A 21,884-nucleotide genomic window follows, 5' to 3' on the forward strand; every position below is an offset into this window, starting at 1 on the left:
TGCGGTACCCGGGCTCAAGACTCCGCCCGGGCGATCCTGATGGCGCTCGGCTCCTCCGTTTCTTCCCTCTGGGATCAATCACTTATGGGTACTGCAACTGCGGTACTGCTGCCCGGCAGTACATCCCTGCCGGGCTCGCTCGATCTCAGCTACAAGAGAAACCATAACCACACCACCGCCCAATGTCTACTCCAGCCGCGATAGATTTCCGCGTGTTCGACGGTGAGGTAATCACCCTCGAACAGTGGACATGGCGCGACCTCAGCCCCGGCTCGCGGGTCCTTCGAGTGCCTGCAGCGTCCCCCCGGGCAGCCGGTCGTTGCCCCAGCTGCGCTCGATGTAGCCGATGATCCCTGCGACGTCCTCGGCGGGCACCCGCTCCGGTTCGCCGTGTTCGAGCGGGTCGGCGTGGAAGATGTAGAGCCGCGAGGCGAACTGGTCGAACGGCAGTGAGGCCTCGCCGAACCGCTCGCCGTTGCCCGCCGTGGAGACGACGACGCCGTCGCCCCAGTCCTGGCCGCTGTCGTTGTTCGGGTTGTAGAAGTACACGCGCATGACGTCCTGGGGGTCCGGCGCGACCCGCAGGATCGTGATCGCGTGCCAGCCGATGTAGCGGGCCGCGCTGTCGGTGACGGCGACGCCGGCCGGCTGCGGGTGGATCAGCGGCTGCTCACCGTTGTAGGTCGGGTGGTAGCTCGCGTGGAACTGCCGCAGGAACTCGTCGAGGTCGACCAGGTTCCCCGTCGCGACGTCGACGTTGATGTGGAACCCACGAGCCGTCCACCAGCCGTGGAACTCGGGGTTGACCCACCGGTGCGGGTCCCCCGGCCGCCCGACGCAGCGCCGCCCCATCTCGGCGTAGATCCGGTCCAAGTGGGGCACCACGAGCAGCGATACGGGGTCCAGGTCCGTCGGCAGCGTGCTCGCCACTCCGGTCTCGCTGTCCTGCGACGAGATCGGCTGCCCCTCGAAGTGCATGAGGATCTCGTCGTCGCGGGCGGCCCAGACCACCACCTGCAGCAGGTAGTCCGGGTCGTTGTAGGCCCACATGGACAGCGCGCGGGCCGACTGACAGGTGGGGTTGTCACCCTGGCCGACACCGAGCGGCAGGCCCAGCATCGAGAGCACCCCCGCGACCAGGCGTGCCTGCGGCCCCGGTGTCTCGCCGAACGCCGCCGTCAGCCGCTCGTGCGCGGCCGGGGAGAGTTCGAGCGCCAGTTGGCGCCACAGCGCGGGCACCACCGGCGGCTCGTAGAGGATGCCGCGGTCGAGCAGCAGCGCGAGACCGTAGATGCTCTGCGCGGTCTGCGGGTGGACGGCGACCTCGATCAGCCGGTGCACCAGTTCGCTGTAGCGCAGCAGGCAGTTCCGGCCGGTGTCGGAGAGACCGAGCGCCTCACCGAGGAGGTAGTCGCTCTCGCGCAGAAGGAAGCGGAGCAGTTCCGCGTGGTACGGCGACACCAGGCCGGTGTCGTGCATCGCCCGCGCGAACCCCGTCGCCTCGTACTGCAGGCCGCCGGTGTCCATCGCCTCAAGACGGGAACGGAAGACCTCGATGCCCGGGTCGTCCCTGCACGCCTCGGTGGTCCCGAACAGGCCCGTGATGAGCCGGTCGATGCCCTGTCCCGACGAGACGCCGAGAGCGACGTCCGGGTCGTTGCGGTAGACCGCGATCCTGGTGATCAGGGTCTGCACCGCCTCGACCTGGATCGGACGCTGCCGCAGGATCCGCCAGATCTCGTCGACCAGGTTGTCCATGACGCTGTCGTAACCGACCTCGTCGGCGAGGTGACGGAACAGGTCCCGGATGAGCTGTGCGGTCCGGCCCTGCTGGACCCGCTCTGCCTCGCTGGGCGCGCTGAACAACAGTTCCAGGTTGGTCGCCAGCACCTGGGAGAGGAACTGACGGGCGTCCTCGGCGGGCAGCGTCGGGTGCGCGAACTCGCCGCGGGCGACGGCGAGCATCCGCAGCTCGCTCGTCGCCTCCATGACGACGGTGTCCGCGTCTCCGCTGTGCAGCCCCGGGCCGACCAGCGCCGGGATGAGGATCTCCGGTGACGCCCAGTCCGTCCCCTGGAAGACGCCGGCTTCCTCAAGTGCCTGCGCCCTGGCCTGGACCGCCGCGGCGCCGCCCGGCTGCATGAGCACCCTCCGCAAGGCTTCCAGGAGCCGCCGCAGCTTCGTGTGCTTGCCGAAGTCGCGGGTTTCGGCCATGGCCTGGGTGGCGTCGTCGAGTGCGGCCACGCGCTTGTCCAGCGTCGTGGCCGCACCGCTGACATCGACGGTCGGTTTCAAAGGGGTTCCCTCGGGTTGGCCTCCTGCGTCCACGTGGATGTCAGACGTAGAAGTCGAGCTCTTCCTGCTTTTTCAACAGTTCGCGCATCCGGTAGGGGTCATCACCGAAGAAGTACACCAGACCCCAGTGGGTGCCGAACGCGGTCCTCTTGGTGACAGTCTCCTCGAGCGGTGTCGAGAGGTCGTGCGACTCGTAGTAGTCGTCGTCCTCGGTCTCCTCCGGGATCTCCAGCTCGCTGACGACACGGCGGCGCGGGTAGACACCGAAGCAGCCGGCGACCCCGGACGCGTCGACGACCTCGCGCGGGAAGAAGGCGTCGATCTCCTCCTCGGTCGTCTTCGGGTCGAACGCCAGCACCAGCGCATGGTAGGCGTTGAACCCGTATGCCCGTTCAAGGAGCTCGAACACCTTGAAGCCCGGCGGCCGGTAGGCGACTTCGCCGAAGTACATCTCGCCGTCACTGGTGACGAAGTACTCCGGGTGCACGAAGCCGAACTCGATGTCGAACGTCTTGATGAGCTTCTCGATCTGCGCCGTGATCTGCGGGCGGTACCGCTCCAGTTCCGGGGTCGCCGGGACGAACACCGAGTACCCCAGCGTCACGTACTCGGAGATGTTGAGGAACTTGATCTTCCCGTTGTGCACCCACGCCTCGACCGCGAACTCCCAGCCGTCGAGGTGGGATTCCATGAGGACGGGGAACTCCTCGTCCGGAATCGTGTCGACCTCGTCCGGGGTGCGGATGACGCGGTGCCCGAGGCATCCTGCCTTGTCGAACGCCTTGAGGTGGATCGGGTCGTTCGGGTCGCCGTCCAGCTTCAGCAGGGTCTGGTTGACGCGCCGGAGGAAGCGGGTCACGTCGTCCCGGTCGTGGGCCTCCTCGAAGATTCCGACCCGGATGCCGCCGAGTTGCGCGCGGCGCTTCATCAGCGCCTTGTCCCGCAGCAGCATCGCCTGGCCGTACAGCCGCGGGTTGTCGAGCAGAACGGAGTTGATAGCCCCCGCCCATTCGACCGTCTCCTCGTACAGCGGGATCGCGACGTCGACACCCTCGTTCTGAAGGGTCTCGGCGATCTCCATGGAGCGGTCGTTGAGCCGTTCGAAATTCCACGGTACGTAGGGGATGTCGTGGTCGACGCAGTACTGCTCTGCCCACTCCGGGGCCACGACGACGTATCTCCGATCGAATCGGTCCAGGGCTTCCACTGCGTTGAGACTCCAGCCAAGGAGTGCTACGTATCCCTTGTCCGGGTTCCTGGTGGCTGTTTCGCCCTGTGTCATAAACCGTTTCTCCTTCGGCGCGTACGCCCATCGACGGTGTGGCTGGGCTGACTTCCCTGCCCGACGATCTGATGGACAAACGCTGAGCTTGCTTCGCCGGGGCGAAGTGTTGCCGGTGATCGCCTGCCTGCTGATCGCCTGCCTGCGATCACTTGCGAAGTCGGGACCTGTACTCGCCCGGTGGCATGCCTCGGGCACGTCGGAAGGCACGGCTGAAAGCGTGCGGCGAGGCGTAGCCGACCGCGCCGGAGATCGACTCGACCGGCTCGTCGGTGTCGCGGAGCCGGACGGATGCCAGGTCCATGCGCCACTGCGTCACGTACGCGCCCGGCGTCTGTCCGAGGGCGGACCGGAAGTGCCGGGACAGCGTCGTGCGGGAGACCGCCGTCGCGGCCGCCAAGGACGCGGTGGTCCAGGGGTGTTGTGGTCGGGCGTGGACACACGCCAGGGCGTCGCGCACGACCGGATCGCGCATCGCGCCCAGCCATGAGCCGGACTGCTTCTCCGGGTGGCGGGCCAGCCAGACGCGTACGAACTGGATGAGCAGAAGGTCGACGATGCTGTTGACGGCGGCGGTGGTGCCGATCTGCGGCTGCGCGAGCTCCGCGGTGAGAAGCTCGACGGTCTTTCTGAGCTGTGTGTTCTCCCGGCTGGTGACGTGCATCGGCCGGACGAGGGAGGTGAGCACCGGCGTGCTCACCTCCGGGTCCTGCTCATAGCGCAGGACGAGCACTTCCGTCTGCGCCGGCGCCGAGCCCAGGTGCAGGGGGCTGCCGTCGGTGAGGGCCTGGTCCGTCGCCTTCCGGTCGCAGGGACCCATCGTCGTACTGGATCCGCCGGCGATCCCGTGGGCGGTACCCGGTGACAACAGGACGGCGTCTCCTGCCTGCACCTCCAGGGGTTTCGCGCCCGGGACGTGGAGCCACATCGTGCCGCGGGACACCACGTGCAGTGCGGCTCCCGGAGAGGAGTCCAGCCACAGGCCCCAGGTTCCTCCGGCCTTCAGCACGACCCCGAGCGCTCCTCGCGCACCCGATACGCGCAGGGCCTCCGTGAGTACGTCCATCGTTCCATTCTCGTCGACGGGCGTCGGACCATGACGGGCGTCAGAGCGTGACAGGGTCAGATCACGGCGGGGTCAGATCACGTCAAGAACGATCTTTCCGTGCACCTTCCGCGCGAACAGTGCCTGGACGGCGTCGCCCACGTCCCGCCAGTCGCCTCGCAGTCCGACCGGTGCCGAGAGCCTCCCGGCGGCCATGAGGCCCAGCAGGTCCGTCAACTCCCCGCCGGTCGGCGTCATGTCGCCGTAGGTGGCGATGGAACGGGGTTCGCCGAAGCCGAACAGGACCCCTGACGGGAACGTGGTGTCCTGCCCCGAGGAGTAACCGACGAGGTGGATGGTGCCGCCCTCGGCGAGGGAACTCCACGCCTGGGCCAGCAGCGGGCCACCGACCGTGTCCAGGACGAGGTCGAACCGGTACTCGGTCTCGGCCAGGTCGCTCAGGTCGGTCAGGACCTTGTCGGCGCCGAGTTCGCGGAGTCCGGCGGCCCGGTCCGGCGAACCCACGAGTGCCGTCACCCGGGCGCCCGCCAGCGCCGCCAACTGGACGGCGAAGTGCCCCACGCCCCCGCTGGCGCCGGTGACCAGGACGTTGCGCGCCAGTAGGGAACGCGTGCGCAGCACCCGGAACGGGGTGACTCCGGCGATCCCCAGCGCGGCGGCGTCGGCCAGATCCACGCCCTCGGGGACGGTGCCGAGCGAGGCGGGGCTGACGGCCACCCGCTCCGCCCACGCGTGGGGAGCCATTCCCACTGCGACGCGCGTACCTTCGGGCGGCCCCGAGCCGTCGGATGCGGCGCGCACCACGACGCCGGCCGCGTCGTGGCCGTGCACAGCGCCGGCCGGCCACTGGTCCACGTAATTCAGCTCTCCGAAGTTGAGACCGATGTGCCGTATCTCGACCAACGCCTCGTCGCTGGACGGCACGGGCTCATCGACATCGGCGAACCGGACGGGTCTGGCCTCGCCGTGATCGACCACAAGGGCGCGCATGGGTGGGATTCCCTCTCTCGTGGATGCGCCTGGGCACTCGGCGCGGCAGCGGACGGAGTGCGCGAATGCCGCACTGCCGCCTCCCTGAAACCCTTACGCAGGGCCGGCGCGACGACCAGCCCCGTGAGAGCCGATCAGTTGACGATCTGTGTCGGTGCGTGCTGTGTCGGTGCGTGAACATCCGCCGGCACGACGGCACGCACAGGGTCAGCGGCTGACGGTGGTCTGCCGCGCCACCCGTTCCAGCTTCTCGGGGTTGCGGACGTGGTACGCCCCGGTGATCAGCCCGCTCTCGACGCACACCGCCACCACGCCGTCGACCCGCCCGTCGATCCGGACCAGCAGCCCGGGGCCGCCGTTGATCTGCACCATTTCGACGGTCCGTTGAGCGTCGCGTTGCCACCAGCCGGTCTCCAGCAGCCGGGCGACCCGGTCCGCGCCCACCACCGGCCGCAGCAGCGCGTGCCTGATCCCGCCGCCGTCGCTCAACGCCACGACGTCCGGCGCGAGGATGTCCAGCAGGCTCTGCAACTCACCTGTCTCGACCGCCCGCTGGAAGGCCTGGAGCGCGGCCCGGGTCTGGGCGGGTGAGACGGTGCCGCGGGGGCGGCGCGCCGCGACGTGCGCCCGTGCGCGGTAGGCGAGTTGACGGACCGCCGCCGGACTCCGGTCCACGGCCCCGGCGATCTCGTCGTACTCCATGGCGAACACCTCGCGCAGCACGAACACCGCCCGCTCGACCGGCTGCAGCGTCTCCAGCACCAGCAGCATCGCCATCGAGACGCTGTCGGCCAGCTCGACGTCGTCGGCGACGTCCGGCGCGGTCAGCAGCGGCTCGGGCAGCCACGGCCCGACATACGACTCCTTGCGGCGGCCCAGGGCGCGCATCCGGTCCAGCGCCTGGCGGGTGGCGATCCGCACCAGGTAGGCGCGCGGTTCCCGAACGGTCGTCGGGTCGACGCCGGCCCAGCGCAGCCAGGTCTCCTGCAGCACGTCCTCGGCGTCGGCGGCGGAGCCGAGCATCTCGTAGGCGACGGTGAACAGCAGATTGCGGTGCGCGACGAACGCCTCGGTGGCCGTGTCGACCGCATCCGCCTCGCGGCCGGCGCGGCCGGTCGCCCCCACCGCGTCCGCCGTACGGCCGCTGAACTGGTCCATGCCGTGCTCCTGCCTGCCCACTGGTGGCTTCCCTCACCCACGTGACGCCGCGCGGCGCTCCCGCGTAACACCGCCGACCGGTGGCGCACGTCACACCGGTACGGCTGTTACGCGGGCCGGAGCGCCACCGTCCCATGGGTGTCCACCACGAGATCGCCCGGAGAAGAGACAACCCGCCATTAGCCACACCCGGTCCTCCCGGACCGCCTCACATTCTTAGGGAACCCGCCATGCCCACCGCCACCACCTTCGCGGTCGCCGGAGCCACCGGCCGTCTGGGCCGCCACATCATGGACGTCCTGACCGAACGCGGCCACCGGGCCGTACCTATGTCCCGCGCCACCGGCGTGGACATCATCACCGGCACCGGCCTCGAACAGGCCCTCACCGGCGCCGACACCATCCTCGACGCCGCCTCTTGGCACGCCTCCGACAAGGAGGCCGCCGCGGAGTTCTTCCGCACCGCCGCCGACAACCTGCACCGGGCCGGGCAGCGGGCCGGGGTCGAGCGGATCATCGCGATGTCGATCATCGGTGCGGACAAGGCCACCGCCGGGTTCATCGCCGCCCAGCAGGCGCACGAAGAAGCCCACCTGGCAGGCACGCTGCCCGCTTGCATCCTGCGGGCCGCGCAGTTCCACGAGTTGGTCGGGCAGCTCCTGGACTGGCAGCAGGGCGACACCGCGTATGTCCCCGCCCTGCCCGCCCAGTTGGTGGCCTGCCGCACCGTCGCCGAGGCGCTGGTCGACCTCGCCACCGACCCCGACGTGTCCGCCCGTCAGACCCCCGGCACACCCATACCCGAGATCGCCGGCCCCCGTCGGGAGACCCTGTCCGAGGCCGCCGCCCTGCTGGCCGCCCGACGCGACGTCAAGGTCGTCGCGACGGACGGCTCCACCATGCCCGACGCCGACCTCGCCGCCTCCGGCGCGTTCCTGCCGGGCCCGCACGCGAAGCTCGCCGGCCCCACGTTCCAGGAGTGGCTCGCCGCCCAGCCCCGCTCCTGACGTTGTTGGCGTGTTGTGGTGGCGTCGAGTGTCTCCAGAATGCCCGACAGGGCCGCTCCGTAATTCCCGACGGGATCGCCCCGTGTCGCCCCGCTGCGAAACTGCCGCCATGACTACGCACCTCATCTCCGTCATCGGGAGCAGCCCTGGCGTCGGCAAGTCGACCCTGTGCCGTTCGGTGGCCCAGTGGCTCACCGGCGTCGGCGCATCGGTCGACCACTTCGAGGAGGCCGACATCCTCACACGGTCGGCCTTCCAGCCCGTGGCTGAAGAGTTCGCTGGTGGGGCTTCCGCCGTCCGGCCCGCCACCCTCGTGGAGTGCACTCGCGCCTACGTCGCGGAGTCACTCGCGGCGGGCACGGACTACCTGGTGACGGATGCCCTGCTGCCCTTCATTCCGTCCCTTGTGGCGTGGGGCCACGACGAGGAGGCTCTCGTCCACGTCATGGAAGAGCTGGTCCTGGCCGTGGAGCCGGCCAAGGTCACCGTGGTCTACGTCCACGACAACCCGGAGACGGCACTGCGGCGCGCGGTCGAGCGAGAAGGCGCCGCCTGGGAAGACTGGTACGTGCGAAAACTCGCAGGCTCCCCCGGTACTCGGGCCGTTCACGACTTCTCGTCGGCCGCCGCGCATCTCCGCTTCGAGGCCGACCTGACTGTTCGCCTGCTGGCACGGACCCCGTGGCACGTTCTGAGCCTGGACGCAGGAACACTCGATGCTCAGCAGGCACACGCCCACACACAGCGCTACCTGATGGACGTGCGGGGGCCGTCAGGGCGGCCTTCCACGTAGCCGTCGCCCCACAGCGCCAGTACTGGCTACACCCAGGGAGATCGACAGTCACGCTGCGTACGCGATCGCACAGGACTTCCCGGCGCCTTGCGATCGCGCGGCCGCGGGGGCGTCAGTCCCCCATCCCGAACAGCTGCGCCTCGACGGTGTCCAGGGCGAGCCGCAACGCACCGTGTGCCACCGCTTCGTCGCCGAGTTCGGAGCCGACGACGGCGACGGGGAACAAGGTCACCTCGGACAGGCGCGCGCGCAGCGGGTCGAGCAGCACATCGCCCGCGCGGGACAGGCCGCCGCCGATCACCACGGCCTCCGGATCCACGGTGAGCACCACCGGCGCGATGCCCTGGACGAGGTCCGCGATGAACGAGTCCAACGCCCGGGCCGCGGACCTGTCCCGCTCCCGCACCGCCGCGAACAGGGCCTCGGGCGTACCCCAGCGCGCCAGCAGCCGCTCGTGGGCGCGGTGCCAGTCGGAACCGGGCAGCTCACCGATCTCGCCCGCCGCGCCGTGCGTGCCGTGCAGCACGGTGCCGCCGAGCACGATTCCGGTGGAGATCCGGCGCCCCACATGTACGTAGACCACATCACGCATGGTCCGGGCGCTGCCGCGCCACCGCTCGCCGAGCGCCGCGAGCTTCGAGTCGTTGCCCGCCACGACCGGTGCGCCGAAGCCCTCTCGGAAATCGGCGGCCAGGTCGGTGCCCGCCCAGCCCGGCAGCCGTGAACTGACGGCGACGGTGTGGTCGGCGGTGACGATGCCGGTGGTGCCGACGCCGACAGCGCGCACCGGTCCCTCGCCCGTGCCGCGCAGTGCCCTGCGGCCCAGGGCACGGGCGGCGGCCAGGCGCCGTTCGGGAGGGAGTTCCGGGCTGACCGCAGTGCGCCGTACTCCGAGCACGGTGCCGCTGAGGTCGGCCACGACGGCCAGCACCTTGTGGACACCGACGTCCAAGCCCAGCACGCGGCCGGCCGCGGCGTGGAAGCGATAGCGCTTGGCGGGGCGGCCGACCTGGCGCGGAGCGTCCTCGTCGGGCTCGGCCTCGGCGGCCAGGTGCAGTTCGACGAGGCCCGCCAGCGCGTTCTCGACGGTGGCGCGGGCCACTTCGGTGCTCCTGACCAGCTCGGTCAGGGTCAGACCCGGCGGCCCCGCGGCGTGCAGGGCACGGAGCACGGCGGCCTGGTTGTAGCGCCGGAGCAGCGACGAATCGCCCCCTGGTGTCGCAGCGATAGTGAACGACCCCCTTGACGTGGTGGTGGCCCGGGTGGACTATCGAGCCGCGTTATTTCAGAAGGTAGCAAAAATAATTCACTGTGTTCCGCAAGACGCCCATCGTCTGCCGTCCGCCGAATCGAGCGTGCATCGCCGTGAACCGTATCCTCCGAACCACCGTGCCCCTGCTGATAGTCGGCCTGGCCGCCGCCGCGTGCAGCCCGGCAGGCAGCAGCCCCTCGTCCGGCGACGGCAAGGCCGGCGAGGCGACCCTCACGTTCCTCACTTTCGAGACCCCGAACCTCGACGCCGCGTACTGGGACGCCGCCATCGCCCGCGCCGAGAAGCAGGTGCCCGGCGTGCACGTCAAGAAGCTGGTGGCGCCGAGCGCGGACCGCACCGGCTACGCCAAGCAGTTGCTGGCCTCCGGCCAGTTCCCGGACGTGATGATCGCCGTGTCGCCGTCCGGGTTCGCCGAGTCCGGGCAGCTCGCCCCGTTCTCCGAAGCCGAGTTGAAGAACTACACGTTCCCCAGGTCCAACCCCATCGGCGGGAAGATCTACCAACTGCCGTACAACACGCAGCCGACCCCGCTCGTGTACTACAGCAAGGCCAAGTTCAAGAAGGCCGGCATCGACGCACCGCCGCGCGACTACAAGGAACTCCTCTCTGATTCCGCCCAGTTGAAGAAGTCCGGAGTCGAGCCGTTCGTCGTCAGCGGCGGTGGCAAGGACGCGTTCGCGGCCTCGTACCTGTGGACCGCGCTCGTGGGAACGGACGTGTACAAGAAGACGCCCGACTGGATGGCCCAGCGCCGCGCGGGCAAGGTGAATTTCTCCGACCCCCTGTTCAAGAGCGCCACCGCCAAGTTCACCGGCCTCGTCGACAAGGGGTACGTCGACAAGAGCGGCCTGTCGCGGGACTACGCGTCCACCGAGAAGGCGTTCCTGTCCGGCAAGGGCGCCATGTATCCGATGGGCACCTGGTTCGCCACCGCCGCCGACAAGAGCCCCATGAAGGACGACATCGGCGTCTTCCCGTTCCCGACCGACGACGGCTCGCTCGCCGTGCCCTCGTACACCGGCGGCGGGATGTCGGTGAGCGCCAAGTCCGAACACGTCGACCTGGCCAAGAAGTTCGCGCTCGCCTTCAATGCGGACAAGCAGAACCTGGACGCCGTGGTGAAGGCCGACGGGGCGATCATCGCGGAGAAGGGCTACACGCCGCCCGCCGGCATGGGCCCCGTGTACCGGGCAACCGCCAAGGTCTACGAGGACGCGGTGAAGGCCGACGGGATCGTCAACGCCTTCCTGGTGGAGACCGGTGACGACGCGCTGCTGCCGGGCATGGTCGACAAGTCCTACGCGTTCGCCCAGGACATCATCGCCGGACGCAAGGACGCGGACGAGGTCACCAAGGACCTGGACGACGAGTGGGCGAAGGCCGACACCAAGTGAGCACAGTCGCCAAGTCCCCAGTCCCCAGGAGCAGTTCGACCGCACGGCGACCGGCCCCCGCGGCGGTGCCCGAACGCCGCTCCCCCTGGCCGGCCATCCGCCACTTCCTCGGCTTCGGCGCGCCCGGCCTGCTGTTCTACGCCTGCTTCGTCGCGGCCCCCGTGCTGCTCAGCCTGGGCTACAGCCTCACCAACGCCAACCAGTTCGCACCCGGCACCGACTTCGTCGGACTCGACAACTACACGCGGCTGCTCACCGACGACACGTTCCTGACCGCCCTGAAGGTCACCACGGTCCTCACTCTCATCATCGTGGTCGTGCCCAACGCGGCCGGACTCGCCGTGGCGGTGCTCCTCGATCGGCGCGGGCGCCTCTACACGGCGCTGCGGGGCGTGTTCTTCGTACCAGTGGTGCTCTCGTCGGTTGTCGTCTCCGTCGTGTGGCAGGCCATGCTCACCGACGACGGACTCGTCAACACACTGCTGCGGTCCCTGGGTGTCGCCGCACCGCCCGGCTGGCTCTCCGACCCCGGTCTCGCCCTGTACTCGGTCGGCTTCATCATCAGCTGGCAGATGCTCGGCTTCTGCGCGGTCGTCTACCTCGCGGGGCTCCAGAGCGTCCCGCAGGAGCTGCACGAGGCCGCGCAGATCGACGGGGCCGGGGCCTGGCTGCGGTTCCGCAAGGTCACCTGGCCGATGCTCGCGCCCGCCCTCACGATCAATACCGTCATGCTGCTGATCACCGGCTTCAAGGCGTACGACCACATCCAGGTCCTCACCGGCGGCGGGCCCGGCACCGGCACCACCGCCACCCTCGCCTTCGACGTGATCCAGACCGGCTTCACCGCCAACCGCACCGGCGAGGCCTCCGCGATGGCCCTGCTGATGCTAGTGATCGTCGCCGTCGTCTCCAGCCTCGTCCTGAAGTTCCTGCAGCGCCGGGAGGTCGACTTCTGATGTCCGACACCGCCAACTCCCCGACCGGCAGGGCTCCTTGGGCACGTCCCGTGGTGACGCTGGTCGTCACCGCCGCGTTCTTCCTGCCGCTCTACCTGGTGCTCGTCAATGTCTTCAAGCCCGGTGGCGAGATCGACGGCAGCCCGGCCGCGCTGCCCTGGCCGCCGACCCTCGACAACCTCTCCGCCGCGCTCGACCGCCCGGACCGGCTGTTCTGGAACGGTCTGATCAACTCCGTCACCATCACGTTCCTGTCGATCGTCGTGCTGACCGTCGTCTCCGCGCTGCTCGGCCACTACCTCGCCCGCTCCCGCAACCGCTTCGCCCGCGCCTGCCTGCTGGTGCTGCTCGCCGGGCTGATGATCCCGCCGCAGGTGATCCTCGTACCCGTCACCGAAGTGCTGCGCCTGACCGGGATGATGACGACCATTCAGGGAATCGTCGCCTTCAATGTGGGCTACTACGTCCCCTTCGGCGTCTTCGTCTTCTCCGGCTTCATCCGCACCATCCCGCTGGAGCTGGAGGAGAGCGCCCAGCTCGACGGCGCCGGCCGCTGGCGCACGTTCTGGCAGGTGGTCTTCCCGCTGCTGCGGCCGGCCACCGCCTCGGTGCTGATCTTCCTCGGCGTGTGGATCTGGAACGACTTCCTCAACCCGCTGATCATCCTCGGGCCGGCCGGCGGCACCACCGTGACCGTCGGCGTCTACCGGGCGATCGGCGAGCACCAGTCCGACTACGGCCAGGTCTTCGGCCTGATGTTCCTCGCCGCCCTGCCCGTACTGATCTTCTATCTCGCCCTCCAGAAGCACTTCGTCAAGGGCCTCACCGGAGGTGCCGTCAAGGGATGACCGTGACCCGAACCATGCCCCAAGTACCCGTCAGCACCGCCGAGTTCAGCAACCTTCGCCGGCACGACGGCCGTCCGCTCGACCGCCCCCTCACCCTCGCCCTCGCCGGCGCGGGTGCACGCGGCACCGGATACGCGAGCCTCGCGGCGGCCGGTGACATCCCCGTACGGATCACCGCCGTCGCCGAACCGCGCCGGCGCCGCCGCCAGGCCCTCGCCGACGAGCACCGGGTCCCGGTAGGCGGCCTGTTCGACGACTGGCGGGAGCTGGCCGCCGGGCCGCGGCTCGCCGACGCCGTCGTCATCGCCGTACAGGACGCCGAACACCTGGCGGCCGCCGAGGCGTTCGCCGCGCGCGGCTACGACATCCTCCTGGAGAAGCCGATGGCGACGACGGTGGAGGACATCGACCGGATCGCCTCCGTCGCCGAGGCGGCGGGCGTGACCCTGACCGTCTGCCACGTGATGCGCTACACGCCCTACACCGTGCGCCTCAAGCAACTGCTCGACGCCGGACGGATCGGCACGATCGTCTCCGTCCAGCACCTGGAGCCGATCGGCTACTGGCACTTCGCCCACTCCTTCGTCCGCGGCAACTGGCGGCGCACCGACGAGTCGTCGTTCACCCTGCTCACGAAGTCCTGCCACGACATCGACTGGCTCAGCCACGTCGTGGGGCGGCCGGTACGGGCCGTCTCCTCGTTCGGCTCGCTCAGCCACTTCCGCCCCGAGAACGCGCCGGCCGGCGCCACCGATCGCTGCGTCACCTGCCCGCTCGCCGCCTCCGGCAGTTGCCCGTACGCGGCGCAGAAGCTGTACCAGTCCGGGCTGCGCGAGGGCGGCGTCAAGCGGTACTTCACCCGGATCGCCGCCGACGAGCTGAGCGAGGAGGCCGTCGTCGAGGCGCTGACCCACGGCCCGTACGGGCGGTGCGTGTACCGCAGCGACAACGACGTCGTCGACCACCAGGTGGTCAACCTCGAGTACGCGGGCGGCGTCACCGCCTCCTTCACCCTGACCGCGTTCACGCCGCAGGAGAACCGGCACACCAAGATCTTCGGCAGCCGCGGCCAGATCACCGGCGACGGCAGCACCCTCGACATCCACGACTTCGTCACCGACGAACGCACCGTCATCGACACCGACAACGGCGGGGCCTCGGCCGCCGAGGGCCACGGCGGGGGCGACGAGGGCCTGGTCGCCGCGTTCCTTCGGGCGCTCCACGAGGGCCGCCCCGAACTGCTCCTCACCGGCGTCGAGGAGAGCCGGGACACCCACCGCGTCGTCTTCGCGGCGGAACGGGCCCGGCTGACGGGCGAGGTCGTACGGCTGTAACGCCTCGCTGCCCGGACTGCACCATCGCCCGGCCGGACCGACCGGCGGGCGTCGCGCCACCGACCCGTGCAACAGGGAGCCCTCTCATGAGACTTGACCGACTTGCCCGACACGACCGACGCGACCACACCCGCCTCACCGTCCTCGGCGCGGGCGCGCTCGCCCTGGGCCTCGCCGTCACCGCCGCAGGCCCGGTGCAGGCCACCGGCGCGGCTGCGGGGCGCGCCACCGTGCCGTCGGGCCGGACCGCCGTGCACCCCGCCCACGGAACAGCCGACGCCGCGTACGTGCTGAACGCCGGTTACCTCGTCATCGGCCTCGACCGCGCCGGCACCGTCGTCTCCCTCACCGACGCCCGCACCGGCCGCGACCACACCGCCGACGGGAAGACGGCCTCCCTGGTCAGCCTGGTCGTGGACGGCAAGCAGATACGGCCCACGCGCGTCACGGTGGCCGACGGCGCGAAGCCCGTGCTGCGCTTCACCAATGCCGAGGCCGGTACGGCCATCGACGTCAAGGCGGTCGCGAAGGGCGGGTACACGACCCTGGAGGCCGTCCGCGTCAAGGGTCCCGACCGCGGCGACGTACAGACCCTGCTGTGGGGCCCGCTCGCCACGGACGTGACGCAGACCGTCGGCGAGGCCGCCGGTGTGGTCCACGACGACGACTTCGCGATCGGCCTTCGCCCGCTGACCGACCGCACCGAGGGCGCCTGGCCCCAGGAGTACCAGGACTTCGGCTGGGAGAGCGAGGTCGCCGACAACCCCTCCCGCCTCCAGGTCGCCCCGCACGAGGAGTGGAGCGCCGCGGGCAGGACGCCCTGGGGGTCGGTGCTGCGCGCCTTCACGTACGACTACACGAAGGAGCGGACACGGCAGAACGTCGGCGGCCACCGCATCCCCGTCGGTCCGCTTCCCGGCAGCCGGGGGAAGATCGCCGGATCGGCGATCGCCCTCTTCGGCGCCGCGCCCGCGCTCACCCCGACGGTCCTCTCCGACATCGCGTCCGGCGAGGGACTGCCGTACCCGACGCAGAACGGCCAGTGGCAGAAGACGGCGCAGGCCAGCAGCCAGTCGTTCCTGGTGCTGAGCGACCTGAACACCGGCAACATCCCGCAGTCCGCCCGCCTCGCCAAGGCCGCCGGCATCAACTACCTCTACAGCCTGCCGAACGCGGTGGGGCCGTGGCGGGCCACCGGCCACTACGAGTTCAACGCGAGCCTCGGCGGCAGCGACGCCGGAGCCGCGGCAGCCGTGAAGCTGGCCGAGGACAACGGTGTCCACCTCGGCGTGCACACCATCTCCGACTTCGTCTCCACCGACGACGCCTACGTCACCGCCCCCGCCGACCCGCGTCTCGCCCTCGGCGGCCGGGCCCGCCTGACCCGCCCGCTCGGCGCCGGCGACACCACCCTCCACCTCGACGACGACACACTGCTCGCGGCAGGGCTGCACAACAAACTCCTGCGGATCGGCGACGAGTTCATCGGCTACACCGACGCCGTCAAGGCCGGCGACGAGTGGCAGCTCACCGGTCTGCACCGCGCCCAGTGGGGCTCCACGGCCGCCGCGCACGCCACTGCCGACACCGCCTCGCGCGTCATCGTCAACAGCTACAACGGTGCCATCGGCGGTCTCGGCGTCATCGACGAGATCGCCGGCCGGCTGGGCACCGCCTGGAACGCCACCGGCATCCGCGCCAACTCCTACGACGGCGTGGAGTCGGCCTCGGAGTCCGGCTGGGGATCGTACGGCCAGGCACGCCTGATCAACGGCGCGTTCGCACAGAACCACCGCAAGGACGGCTTCGTCACCGAGACCAGTCGCATGACGTCCAACACCTGGGACGCGCTGACCCGCGCCAGTTGGGGCGAGGTCGGTGTCACCAGCATGGACCAGGTCTTCATCAACAACGAGTTCTACAAGGACAACTTCCTTCCAGGGATGCTCGGTTGGGTCAGCCTCAAGTCCAGCGAGGGCCTGACGAGCATCGAGAGCAAACTCGCCCGTGGCGCGGGACTCAACGCGGGCGTCGGCTTCCAGGCCTCGTACGCCGACCTGAACCGCGGTGGCGACGCGAGCCTGAAGATCCTCGATGCCATCAAGCAGTGGGAGAGCGCCCGCAACCTCGGCGCGTTCACCGAGGCGCAGAAGGCGCTGCTGCGCGACAGGACCACCAACTGGCACCTGCGCACGGTCGCCGACGGCAAGGAGTGGTCCCTGCAGCAGCTCGACGCGAGCGGCGCCCCGGTCGGCGAGCCGCAGCGCGTGGCCGTCCCCACTCCCGCCCTCTCGGGCACCGCGCTGCCCGCCGCGCACGTCCGCGAGCTGTACGAGGCACGGCTGACCACCAACACCCCGGCCACCGTCCGCTACGAAGTCACGACGGGCGCCCTGCCGCAGGGGCTGCGCCTGAACCGGGACACCGGCGGCATCACCGGCACGCCGAAGCGTCCCGGCACGTCCGCCTTCACCGTCACCGCGCACAGCGCCGAAGGGCAGCCGGACGCGGAGCACGCCTACCGCCTCACCGTCGGCTGAGCCGTATGAACCTGGGCCCGCGCGTGGGGACCGCGCTGCTGTCGACGGCGCTCGTCGTCCTGCTCGCCGGTACGTGGCTGCTCTCGGGGGCGCTGGTGGCGCACAGCGACCCGCTGCTCGTGGCGGCGGGCCGCACGGGGGTGTGCGCCGTGGTGCTCGCCGGATGCGCGGCGCTGCGGCCCGCGCACCGGGCGGGCCTGCGCGCCCTTGCCCGTACGCCGGGGAGCATCGCCCTGGTGGCCGTGCTCGCGCTGCTCGGCTTCGCCGCGTACGCGCTCGGCACGCTGACGGCCATCGAGCGGATCGGCACCTCGCTGACCAACCTGGTGGTCGCGCTGCTGCCCTGCCTGTCGCTGGCGCTCGGCGCGCTGCTGTTCGGGCAGCGCGCCACGCTCCGGCAGACGGCGGGCGCGGCCCTGGCGACGACCGCGGCGGCCGGCTACGCGCTGGGCACGGGCGGCGGCCGGCCGGACGCGCTGGGCCTCGGCCTGGCGCTGGCCGGGACGCTGGCCTTCGCCGGGTACGGGTTCGTGTACCGCGGGCGGCTCGGCGACGTGCCGCCCGCGGTGTCCCTGCCCGCGCTGCTCGGCGTGGCGACGGTGTTCCTCGTGCCGTTCGCCCTGACCGCGCCACGCGCCACCCCCGGTCAGTGGGCGGGCATCGCTCTGCTGGGCGGCGTCGTGTACGCGCCCGCCTATCTGGTCCAGCACCGGCTGATACTGCGGTGCGGGCCCGTGTTCACAGCGGCCGTGCAACTGGCCGTGCCGTTCCTGGTACGGCTCGGGGACTGGACACTCGGCAACCGAGGCGCCCCGAGCCCGGCCGAACTGGCCCTGCTGTGCGCCGCGTTGGCGGGCATCGCCCTGGTGACCATGCCGTCCCGCACGTAAGGCCGCTCAGAGGTGGCCGTCCAGGAACTCCCGTACCTCGGCGATGGTCATGGGCCCCGTGCCGTGCGCCACCGCCTCTCCCTCCTTCAGCAGGACGTAGGACGGGGCTCCGGTGACCCCGTATCGCTCGGTTGCGGCCGGGCAACGTGTGATGTCGGCGCGGACGACCGTGAGGCGGCCCGTGCAGTCGTCGGCGATGTCACCCACGACGAGGTCCATCACCCGGCAGGGCTCGATCGCCTTGGGCCAGGTCCCGGTGAAGTACGCGAGCACCGGAACGCGGCTCATCCCGAGGATGAAATTGAACTCCGCGTCCTCACGGGGGCGGTGAACCCGCTTCGCCATGCAATCTCCTGACCTCACGTTCCGTCGTTCCGTCGTTCCGTCGTTCCGTCGTTCCGTCCCCATCATCCCCCGGGTCGGCCGGCCCGAAGGCCGACCGCCAGCGTCAGTTCAAGGACCCGTTGTGGCGATGCGAGATCCGGAAACAGGTCCCGCAGCTGCGACATCCGGTACCGGACCGTCTGGGGATGGACGAACAACGCCGCCGCCACCTCGTCCCGCCTGCCCTGGTGCAGCAGCCACTCCCGCAACGTCTCCTCCAGTCGCCGTGCGGTCGCGGCAGGCAAGGTCCGCAACGGTGCGAGGGCTCGGGCGCGCAGGTCCGCGAACGCGTCCGCGTCCGCGCTCAGCACCAGCTCGGGCAGGTGGTCCTCGGTGTCGCGAATGTGAGAGGAGGTAGGGGAGGTAGAGGAGGTATCGGAGGAGATGTCAGTGGAGAGGGAGCGCGCGCGTACGGCTCGTGCGTACGAGGCGGACGCGCGAGTCCATGGCCGGGCCGGGCCGACCACGGCGGTCCGGTCGGCCAGCTGCCGCAAGAGGCGTGGTCGGTCGGCATCGGGGACGAGCAGCACACCGGTGGCGTCCGGCAGATCGTCGAGGACGAGGGTGCTCGGGTCGAGCACGCGGTAGGCGGGCCGGGCCTGGGCGGCGGGGAGCAGGACCGCGGTCAGCGAATCCGGGGGCTGCCACCCGGCCCGTTGAACGGAGGCAAGCAGCACGTCCGGGCTCGCGCCGGCGAGGAGGTCGCGGGCCAGGTGTTCCAGGTGGCGCTCGTGGGCCCTGCCCCGGGCGGCCAGTTCGTCGGCGTGGCCCGCGGCGCTCGCGGCGGAGAGCTCGTCGATGTAGGCGAAGGTCAGCTCGGCGAACTTGGCGACCTCGGCGGCGGGCAGACCTGCGGGTACCGCGCCCGCTGCCAGGCATCGCCAGGCCACGCGGGCGCCGACGCGGTAGGCGCTGAGCAGGGCGTCCATCGAACGGCCGTCGCGCACCTCGCCGCGGCCCAGCTCGTAGGCAGCGTCACCGGCGTCGCCGCCGGTCGCGTTCTGGCTCGCGAGGTCCAGATAGTGCCCCAGGGCGGTGCGGACGGCTCGGCGAATGGTGCCGCCCATGCGGCCGGAGAGGGCGTTGGCGTAGGGAGGGACCTCGTCGATGATCGCCTGGACGATCTCGTCGGCGGTGGTCTTCAGCGCGGCCCGAAGTACGGTGACCGTCGTCTCGTCCAGGGCCAGCTCACTGGCCCTCCGGATTGCATGGCTCACGTTTTTGTTCCCTGCGAACAATTCAGTCGACCAGATTTACGTCCTGCGGTCAGGACTTTACGCCTTGAGGCGCAGCAAGCTGGAGCCATGACGAGTACAGCCCTCCGCAGCAGGGCGTGGAATCTGCTGGAGATGGTCACGACGCCGTTGCTGCCGTCGGACTACCTCGACCTGGTCAGCCCGCTGCGTGCGGGCGCCGACCTGCGTGGGCGCATCGAGGCCGTGCACCCCGAGACGGGTGACGCCGCGACCATCGTGATCAGGCCGGGACGGGACTGGCGCGGCCACACGGCCGGTCAGTACGTGCGGATCGGGGTCGACGTCGACGGGGTGCGCCTGTGGCGTGCCTACTCCCTCACCTCGCCGACGAACCGCCGGGACGGCCGCGTCACGATCACCGTGAAGGCGATCCCGGACGGCAAGGTCAGCAACCACCTGGTCCGCAGAGCCAAACCGGGCACGCTGATCCAGCTCGACCAGCCGACCGGCGACTTCGTACTGCCGCGGGCCAAGCCCGCCAAGGTGCTCTATCTGACGGCCGGCAGCGGCATCACGCCCGTGATGGGCATGCTGCGCGACGTCGAGTTCGACGACGTCGTCATGGTCCACTGCGCGCCGAAGCCGCAGGACGTGATCTTCCGCAATGAACTGCACGGCCTGGTGGCGGACAAGAAGCTGCGGCTCACCGAGGTGCACACCGACACGGACGGCATGCTCGACATCGCCCGTCTCGACGAACTCGTGCCCGACTGGGCCGAGCGCGAGACCTGGGCCTGCGGGCCCGCGGGCATGCTCGACGCCGCCGAAGAGCACTGGACCGAGCACGGCGTAGCAGAGCGCCTGCACACCGAACGCTTCCGCCCCAGCATCGTCGTCGCCGGCGACGGCGGTGAGGTCACGTTCAGCGCCACCGGCAAGACCGTCGACGCGGACGGCGCCACGCCGTTGCTGGACATCGGCGAGGAGGCCGGCGTGCTGATGCCGTCCGGGTGCCGTATGGGCATCTGCTTCGGCTGCGTCACGCCGCTCAAGGCAGGCGCCGTCCGCGACCTGCGCACCGGCGAGATCACCGAGGCCGAGCCGGGCGTCCTCATCCAGACCTGCGTGTCCGCCGCGGCGGGCCCTTGCGACATCGAACGGTAGGAGCACCGTGACCGCCATCGACCCCACCGCCCACCTGACCTCGGAGCAGATCGAGGAGCTCGGCCGTGAGCTGGACGCGATCCGCGACGAGGTGATCGCCGACCGCGGCGAGAAGGACGCCGCGTACATCCGCAAGGTCATCTCGGCGCAGCGCAAGCTCGAACTGGTCAGCAGGGGCGTGCTGCTGTTCTCGATCTTCCCGCCCGCGTGGCTGATCGGCACCGCCGGTCTGTCCGTGGCGAAGATCATGGACAACATGGAGATCGGCCACAACATCCTGCACGGCCAGTGGGACTGGATGCGGGACCCGAAGATCCACTCCAGCACCTGGGAGTGGGACCACGTCTCGCCGTCCGACCAGTGGAAGCACTCGCACAACGAGCTGCACCACACGTACACCAACGTCATCGGCAAGGACAACGACCTCGGCTACGGCATCATGCGCGTCGACGAGGACCAGAAGTGGCACCCGTTCCACCTGGGCCAGCCGGTATGGAACTTCATCAACGCCTGCTTCTTCGAGTACGGCATCGCGGCGTACGACCTGGAACTCGGCAAGAACCTGAACAAGCGCCGCCGCAAGAACCCGGAGTTCCGCGAGCGGGCCAAGGCCGTGGGCCGCAAGATCCGCAAGCAGATGCTCAAGGACTACGTGATCCACCCGCTGCTTTCGGGTCCGTCGTTCCTCCCCACGCTCGGTGCCACGTTCACCGCGAACCTGGTCCGCAACCTGTGGACCCACTCGGTGATCATGTGCGGGCACTTCCCCGAGGGTGTGCAGGTCTTCGAACGCCGGTCGATCAAGGGCGAGACGCGCGGCCAGTGGTACCTGCGCCAGATGATGGGCTCGGCGAACATCAGCGGCAGCAAGGCCATGCACTTCATGAGCGGCAACCTGTCGCACCAGATCGAGCACCACCTGTTCCCTGACCTGCCGAGCAACCGGTACGCCGAGGTCGCGGTGAAGGTGCGCGCGCTGTTCGAGAAGTACGAGCTGGACTACGTCACCGGGCCGCTGCCCAAGCAGGTGTACTCCGCGTGGCACAAGGTCTTCCGGCTCTCCCTGCCGAACAACAAGCCCAAGCCCAAGCCCGAGGTCGAGCCCCAGGCCAAGACGCCGGACCGCGAGCAGGAACTCGTCGCGGTCTGATTCCCGGTATCGGCATCACCCAGAAGCCCGTCGAGTTGCCCCCTGGCCGGGGAGACATGTGCCCTGTCTTCCGGTCAGGGGGCGGCAGTTGAGGCAGGTGCGTCGTCGCGCGAGCCGGATCGGCACAAGCCGCCCGGGTGGCGGGACATGTGGCCTGTTCGGCC

At 70.1% G+C, this 21,884-nt stretch carries 19 protein-coding genes; 11 read left to right on the top strand and 8 right to left on the bottom strand.

Features of this window, described 5'->3' with window-relative positions; all coding sequences use genetic code 11:
* On the top strand, positions 1–204 hold a 204-nt coding region (locus OKJ99_RS18530), incomplete at its 5' end, for a hypothetical protein (protein ID WP_326017675.1).
* 57 nt (positions 205–261) lie between these two features.
* Here the strand turns inward: OKJ99_RS18530 and OKJ99_RS18535 are convergent.
* The 5 genes from OKJ99_RS18535 to OKJ99_RS18555 form a co-directional block, all read right to left on the bottom strand.
* The gene (locus OKJ99_RS18535) at positions 262–2,295 is read right to left on the bottom strand and encodes a hypothetical protein (protein ID WP_326017676.1); all 2,034 of its coding nucleotides are present in this window, start codon (positions 2,293–2,295) and stop codon (positions 262–264) included.
* Positions 2,296–2,335: 40 nt separating this feature from the next.
* A complete protein-coding gene (locus OKJ99_RS18540) occupies positions 2,336–3,577 on the bottom strand; it encodes an ATP-grasp domain-containing protein (protein WP_326017677.1) in 1,242 nt (413 codons plus the stop codon).
* A gap of 148 nt (positions 3,578–3,725) precedes the next feature.
* Positions 3,726–4,643 (bottom strand): AraC family transcriptional regulator, encoded by a 918-nt coding sequence (locus tag OKJ99_RS18545; RefSeq protein ID WP_326017679.1) that lies wholly within the window; start codon positions 4,641–4,643, stop codon positions 3,726–3,728.
* A 72-nt stretch (positions 4,644–4,715) separates the two neighbouring features.
* Positions 4,716–5,633 (bottom strand): zinc-binding dehydrogenase, encoded by a 918-nt coding sequence (locus OKJ99_RS18550; RefSeq protein ID WP_326017681.1) that lies wholly within the window; start codon positions 5,631–5,633, stop codon positions 4,716–4,718.
* 207 nt (positions 5,634–5,840) lie between these two features.
* On the bottom strand, positions 5,841–6,791 hold the full coding sequence (locus OKJ99_RS18555) for an RNA polymerase sigma-70 factor (RefSeq protein WP_326017683.1): 951 nt from the start codon (positions 6,789–6,791) through the stop codon (positions 5,841–5,843).
* A gap of 230 nt (positions 6,792–7,021) precedes the next feature.
* On the opposite strand from OKJ99_RS18555, the gene OKJ99_RS18560 reads away from it, so the two are divergent.
* A complete protein-coding gene (locus tag OKJ99_RS18560; protein WP_326017684.1) occupies positions 7,022–7,798 on the top strand; it encodes an SDR family oxidoreductase in 777 nt (258 codons plus the stop codon).
* A gap of 109 nt (positions 7,799–7,907) precedes the next feature.
* Positions 7,908–8,591 (top strand): hypothetical protein, encoded by a 684-nt coding sequence (locus OKJ99_RS18565; protein ID WP_326017686.1) that lies wholly within the window; start codon positions 7,908–7,910, stop codon positions 8,589–8,591.
* 112 nt (positions 8,592–8,703) lie between these two features.
* On the opposite strand, the gene OKJ99_RS18570 is transcribed toward OKJ99_RS18565, so the two are convergent.
* Entirely contained in the window at positions 8,704–9,762 is a 1,059-nt protein-coding gene (locus OKJ99_RS18570; protein WP_326017687.1) for an ROK family protein, read from the bottom strand.
* Between the two features lie 218 nt (positions 9,763–9,980).
* Here OKJ99_RS18570 and OKJ99_RS18575 point away from each other — a divergent pair, with 218 nt between their 5' ends.
* The 6 genes from OKJ99_RS18575 to OKJ99_RS18600 all read left to right on the top strand — a co-directional run bounded on the left by OKJ99_RS18575 (position 9,981) and on the right by OKJ99_RS18600 (position 17,826).
* Positions 9,981–11,258 carry an ABC transporter substrate-binding protein gene (locus OKJ99_RS18575; protein ID WP_326017689.1) on the top strand — a complete coding sequence of 426 codons (1,278 nt, stop codon included), beginning with the start codon at positions 9,981–9,983 and terminating at the stop codon, positions 11,256–11,258.
* Positions 11,255–12,214 carry a carbohydrate ABC transporter permease gene (locus OKJ99_RS18580; RefSeq protein ID WP_326017691.1) on the top strand — a complete coding sequence of 320 codons (960 nt, stop codon included), beginning with the start codon at positions 11,255–11,257 and terminating at the stop codon, positions 12,212–12,214. The genes OKJ99_RS18575 and OKJ99_RS18580 overlap by 4 nt, the downstream gene beginning before the upstream one ends.
* Positions 12,214–13,062 (top strand): carbohydrate ABC transporter permease, encoded by an 849-nt coding sequence (locus OKJ99_RS18585; protein ID WP_326017693.1) that lies wholly within the window; start codon positions 12,214–12,216, stop codon positions 13,060–13,062. The genes OKJ99_RS18580 and OKJ99_RS18585 overlap by 1 nt, the downstream gene beginning before the upstream one ends.
* Positions 13,059–14,396, top strand: a complete 1,338-nt coding sequence (locus OKJ99_RS18590; RefSeq protein ID WP_326017695.1) for a Gfo/Idh/MocA family protein — start codon at positions 13,059–13,061, stop codon at positions 14,394–14,396. Before OKJ99_RS18585 ends, OKJ99_RS18590 begins: the two co-directional genes overlap by 4 nt.
* 86 nt (positions 14,397–14,482) lie before the next feature.
* A complete protein-coding gene (locus tag OKJ99_RS18595; protein ID WP_326017697.1) occupies positions 14,483–16,936 on the top strand; it encodes an Ig domain-containing protein in 2,454 nt (817 codons plus the stop codon).
* Between the two features lie 5 nt (positions 16,937–16,941).
* Positions 16,942–17,826 carry a DMT family transporter gene (locus tag OKJ99_RS18600; RefSeq protein WP_326017699.1) on the top strand — a complete coding sequence of 295 codons (885 nt, stop codon included), beginning with the start codon at positions 16,942–16,944 and terminating at the stop codon, positions 17,824–17,826.
* A gap of 6 nt (positions 17,827–17,832) precedes the next feature.
* On the opposite strand, the gene OKJ99_RS18605 is transcribed toward OKJ99_RS18600, so the two are convergent.
* Complete coding sequence (locus OKJ99_RS18605) at positions 17,833–18,171, bottom strand: thioredoxin family protein (RefSeq protein ID WP_326017701.1); 339 nt, start codon at positions 18,169–18,171, stop codon at positions 17,833–17,835.
* 62 nt (positions 18,172–18,233) lie between these two features.
* On the bottom strand, positions 18,234–19,427 hold the full coding sequence (locus tag OKJ99_RS18610; protein ID WP_326017703.1) for a PucR family transcriptional regulator: 1,194 nt from the start codon (positions 19,425–19,427) through the stop codon (positions 18,234–18,236).
* 87 nt (positions 19,428–19,514) lie between these two features.
* On the opposite strand from OKJ99_RS18610, the gene OKJ99_RS18615 reads away from it, so the two are divergent.
* Both OKJ99_RS18615 and OKJ99_RS18620 read left to right on the top strand, forming a co-directional pair.
* Positions 19,515–20,570 (top strand): ferredoxin reductase, encoded by a 1,056-nt coding sequence (locus tag OKJ99_RS18615; protein ID WP_326017704.1) that lies wholly within the window; start codon positions 19,515–19,517, stop codon positions 20,568–20,570.
* A gap of 7 nt (positions 20,571–20,577) precedes the next feature.
* The gene (locus tag OKJ99_RS18620; RefSeq protein WP_326017706.1) at positions 20,578–21,720 is read left to right on the top strand and encodes a fatty acid desaturase family protein; all 1,143 of its coding nucleotides are present in this window, start codon (positions 20,578–20,580) and stop codon (positions 21,718–21,720) included.
* Positions 21,721–21,884 lie beyond the last annotated feature (164 nt).

Origin of the sequence: Streptomyces endophyticus, from assembly GCF_035798155.1 — a bacterium.
Taxonomy (GTDB): domain Bacteria; phylum Actinomycetota; class Actinomycetes; order Streptomycetales; family Streptomycetaceae; genus Streptomyces; species Streptomyces endophyticus.

Bases quoted from the DNA above. Each gene is read 5' to 3' on its own strand.
- OKJ99_RS18540 (WP_326017677.1), bottom strand. From the start codon at position 3,577: ATGACACAGGGCGAAACAGCCACCAGGAACCCGGACAAGGGATACGTA.
- OKJ99_RS18585 (WP_326017693.1), top strand. From the start codon at position 12,214: ATGTCCGACACCGCCAACTCCCCGACCGGCAGGGCTCCTTGGGCACGT.
- OKJ99_RS18600 (WP_326017699.1), top strand. From the start codon at position 16,942: ATGAACCTGGGCCCGCGCGTGGGGACCGCGCTGCTGTCGACGGCGCTC.
- OKJ99_RS18590 (WP_326017695.1), top strand. From the start codon at position 13,059: ATGACCGTGACCCGAACCATGCCCCAAGTACCCGTCAGCACCGCCGAG.
- OKJ99_RS18595 (WP_326017697.1), top strand. From the start codon at position 14,483: ATGAGACTTGACCGACTTGCCCGACACGACCGACGCGACCACACCCGC.
- OKJ99_RS18550 (WP_326017681.1), bottom strand. From the start codon at position 5,633: ATGCGCGCCCTTGTGGTCGATCACGGCGAGGCCAGACCCGTCCGGTTC.
- OKJ99_RS18565 (WP_326017686.1), top strand. From the start codon at position 7,908: ATGACTACGCACCTCATCTCCGTCATCGGGAGCAGCCCTGGCGTCGGC.
- OKJ99_RS18545 (WP_326017679.1), bottom strand. From the start codon at position 4,643: ATGGACGTACTCACGGAGGCCCTGCGCGTATCGGGTGCGCGAGGAGCG.
- OKJ99_RS18605 (WP_326017701.1), bottom strand. From the start codon at position 18,171: ATGGCGAAGCGGGTTCACCGCCCCCGTGAGGACGCGGAGTTCAATTTC.
- OKJ99_RS18560 (WP_326017684.1), top strand. From the start codon at position 7,022: ATGCCCACCGCCACCACCTTCGCGGTCGCCGGAGCCACCGGCCGTCTG.
- OKJ99_RS18555 (WP_326017683.1), bottom strand. From the start codon at position 6,791: ATGGACCAGTTCAGCGGCCGTACGGCGGACGCGGTGGGGGCGACCGGC.
- OKJ99_RS18615 (WP_326017704.1), top strand. From the start codon at position 19,515: ATGACGAGTACAGCCCTCCGCAGCAGGGCGTGGAATCTGCTGGAGATG.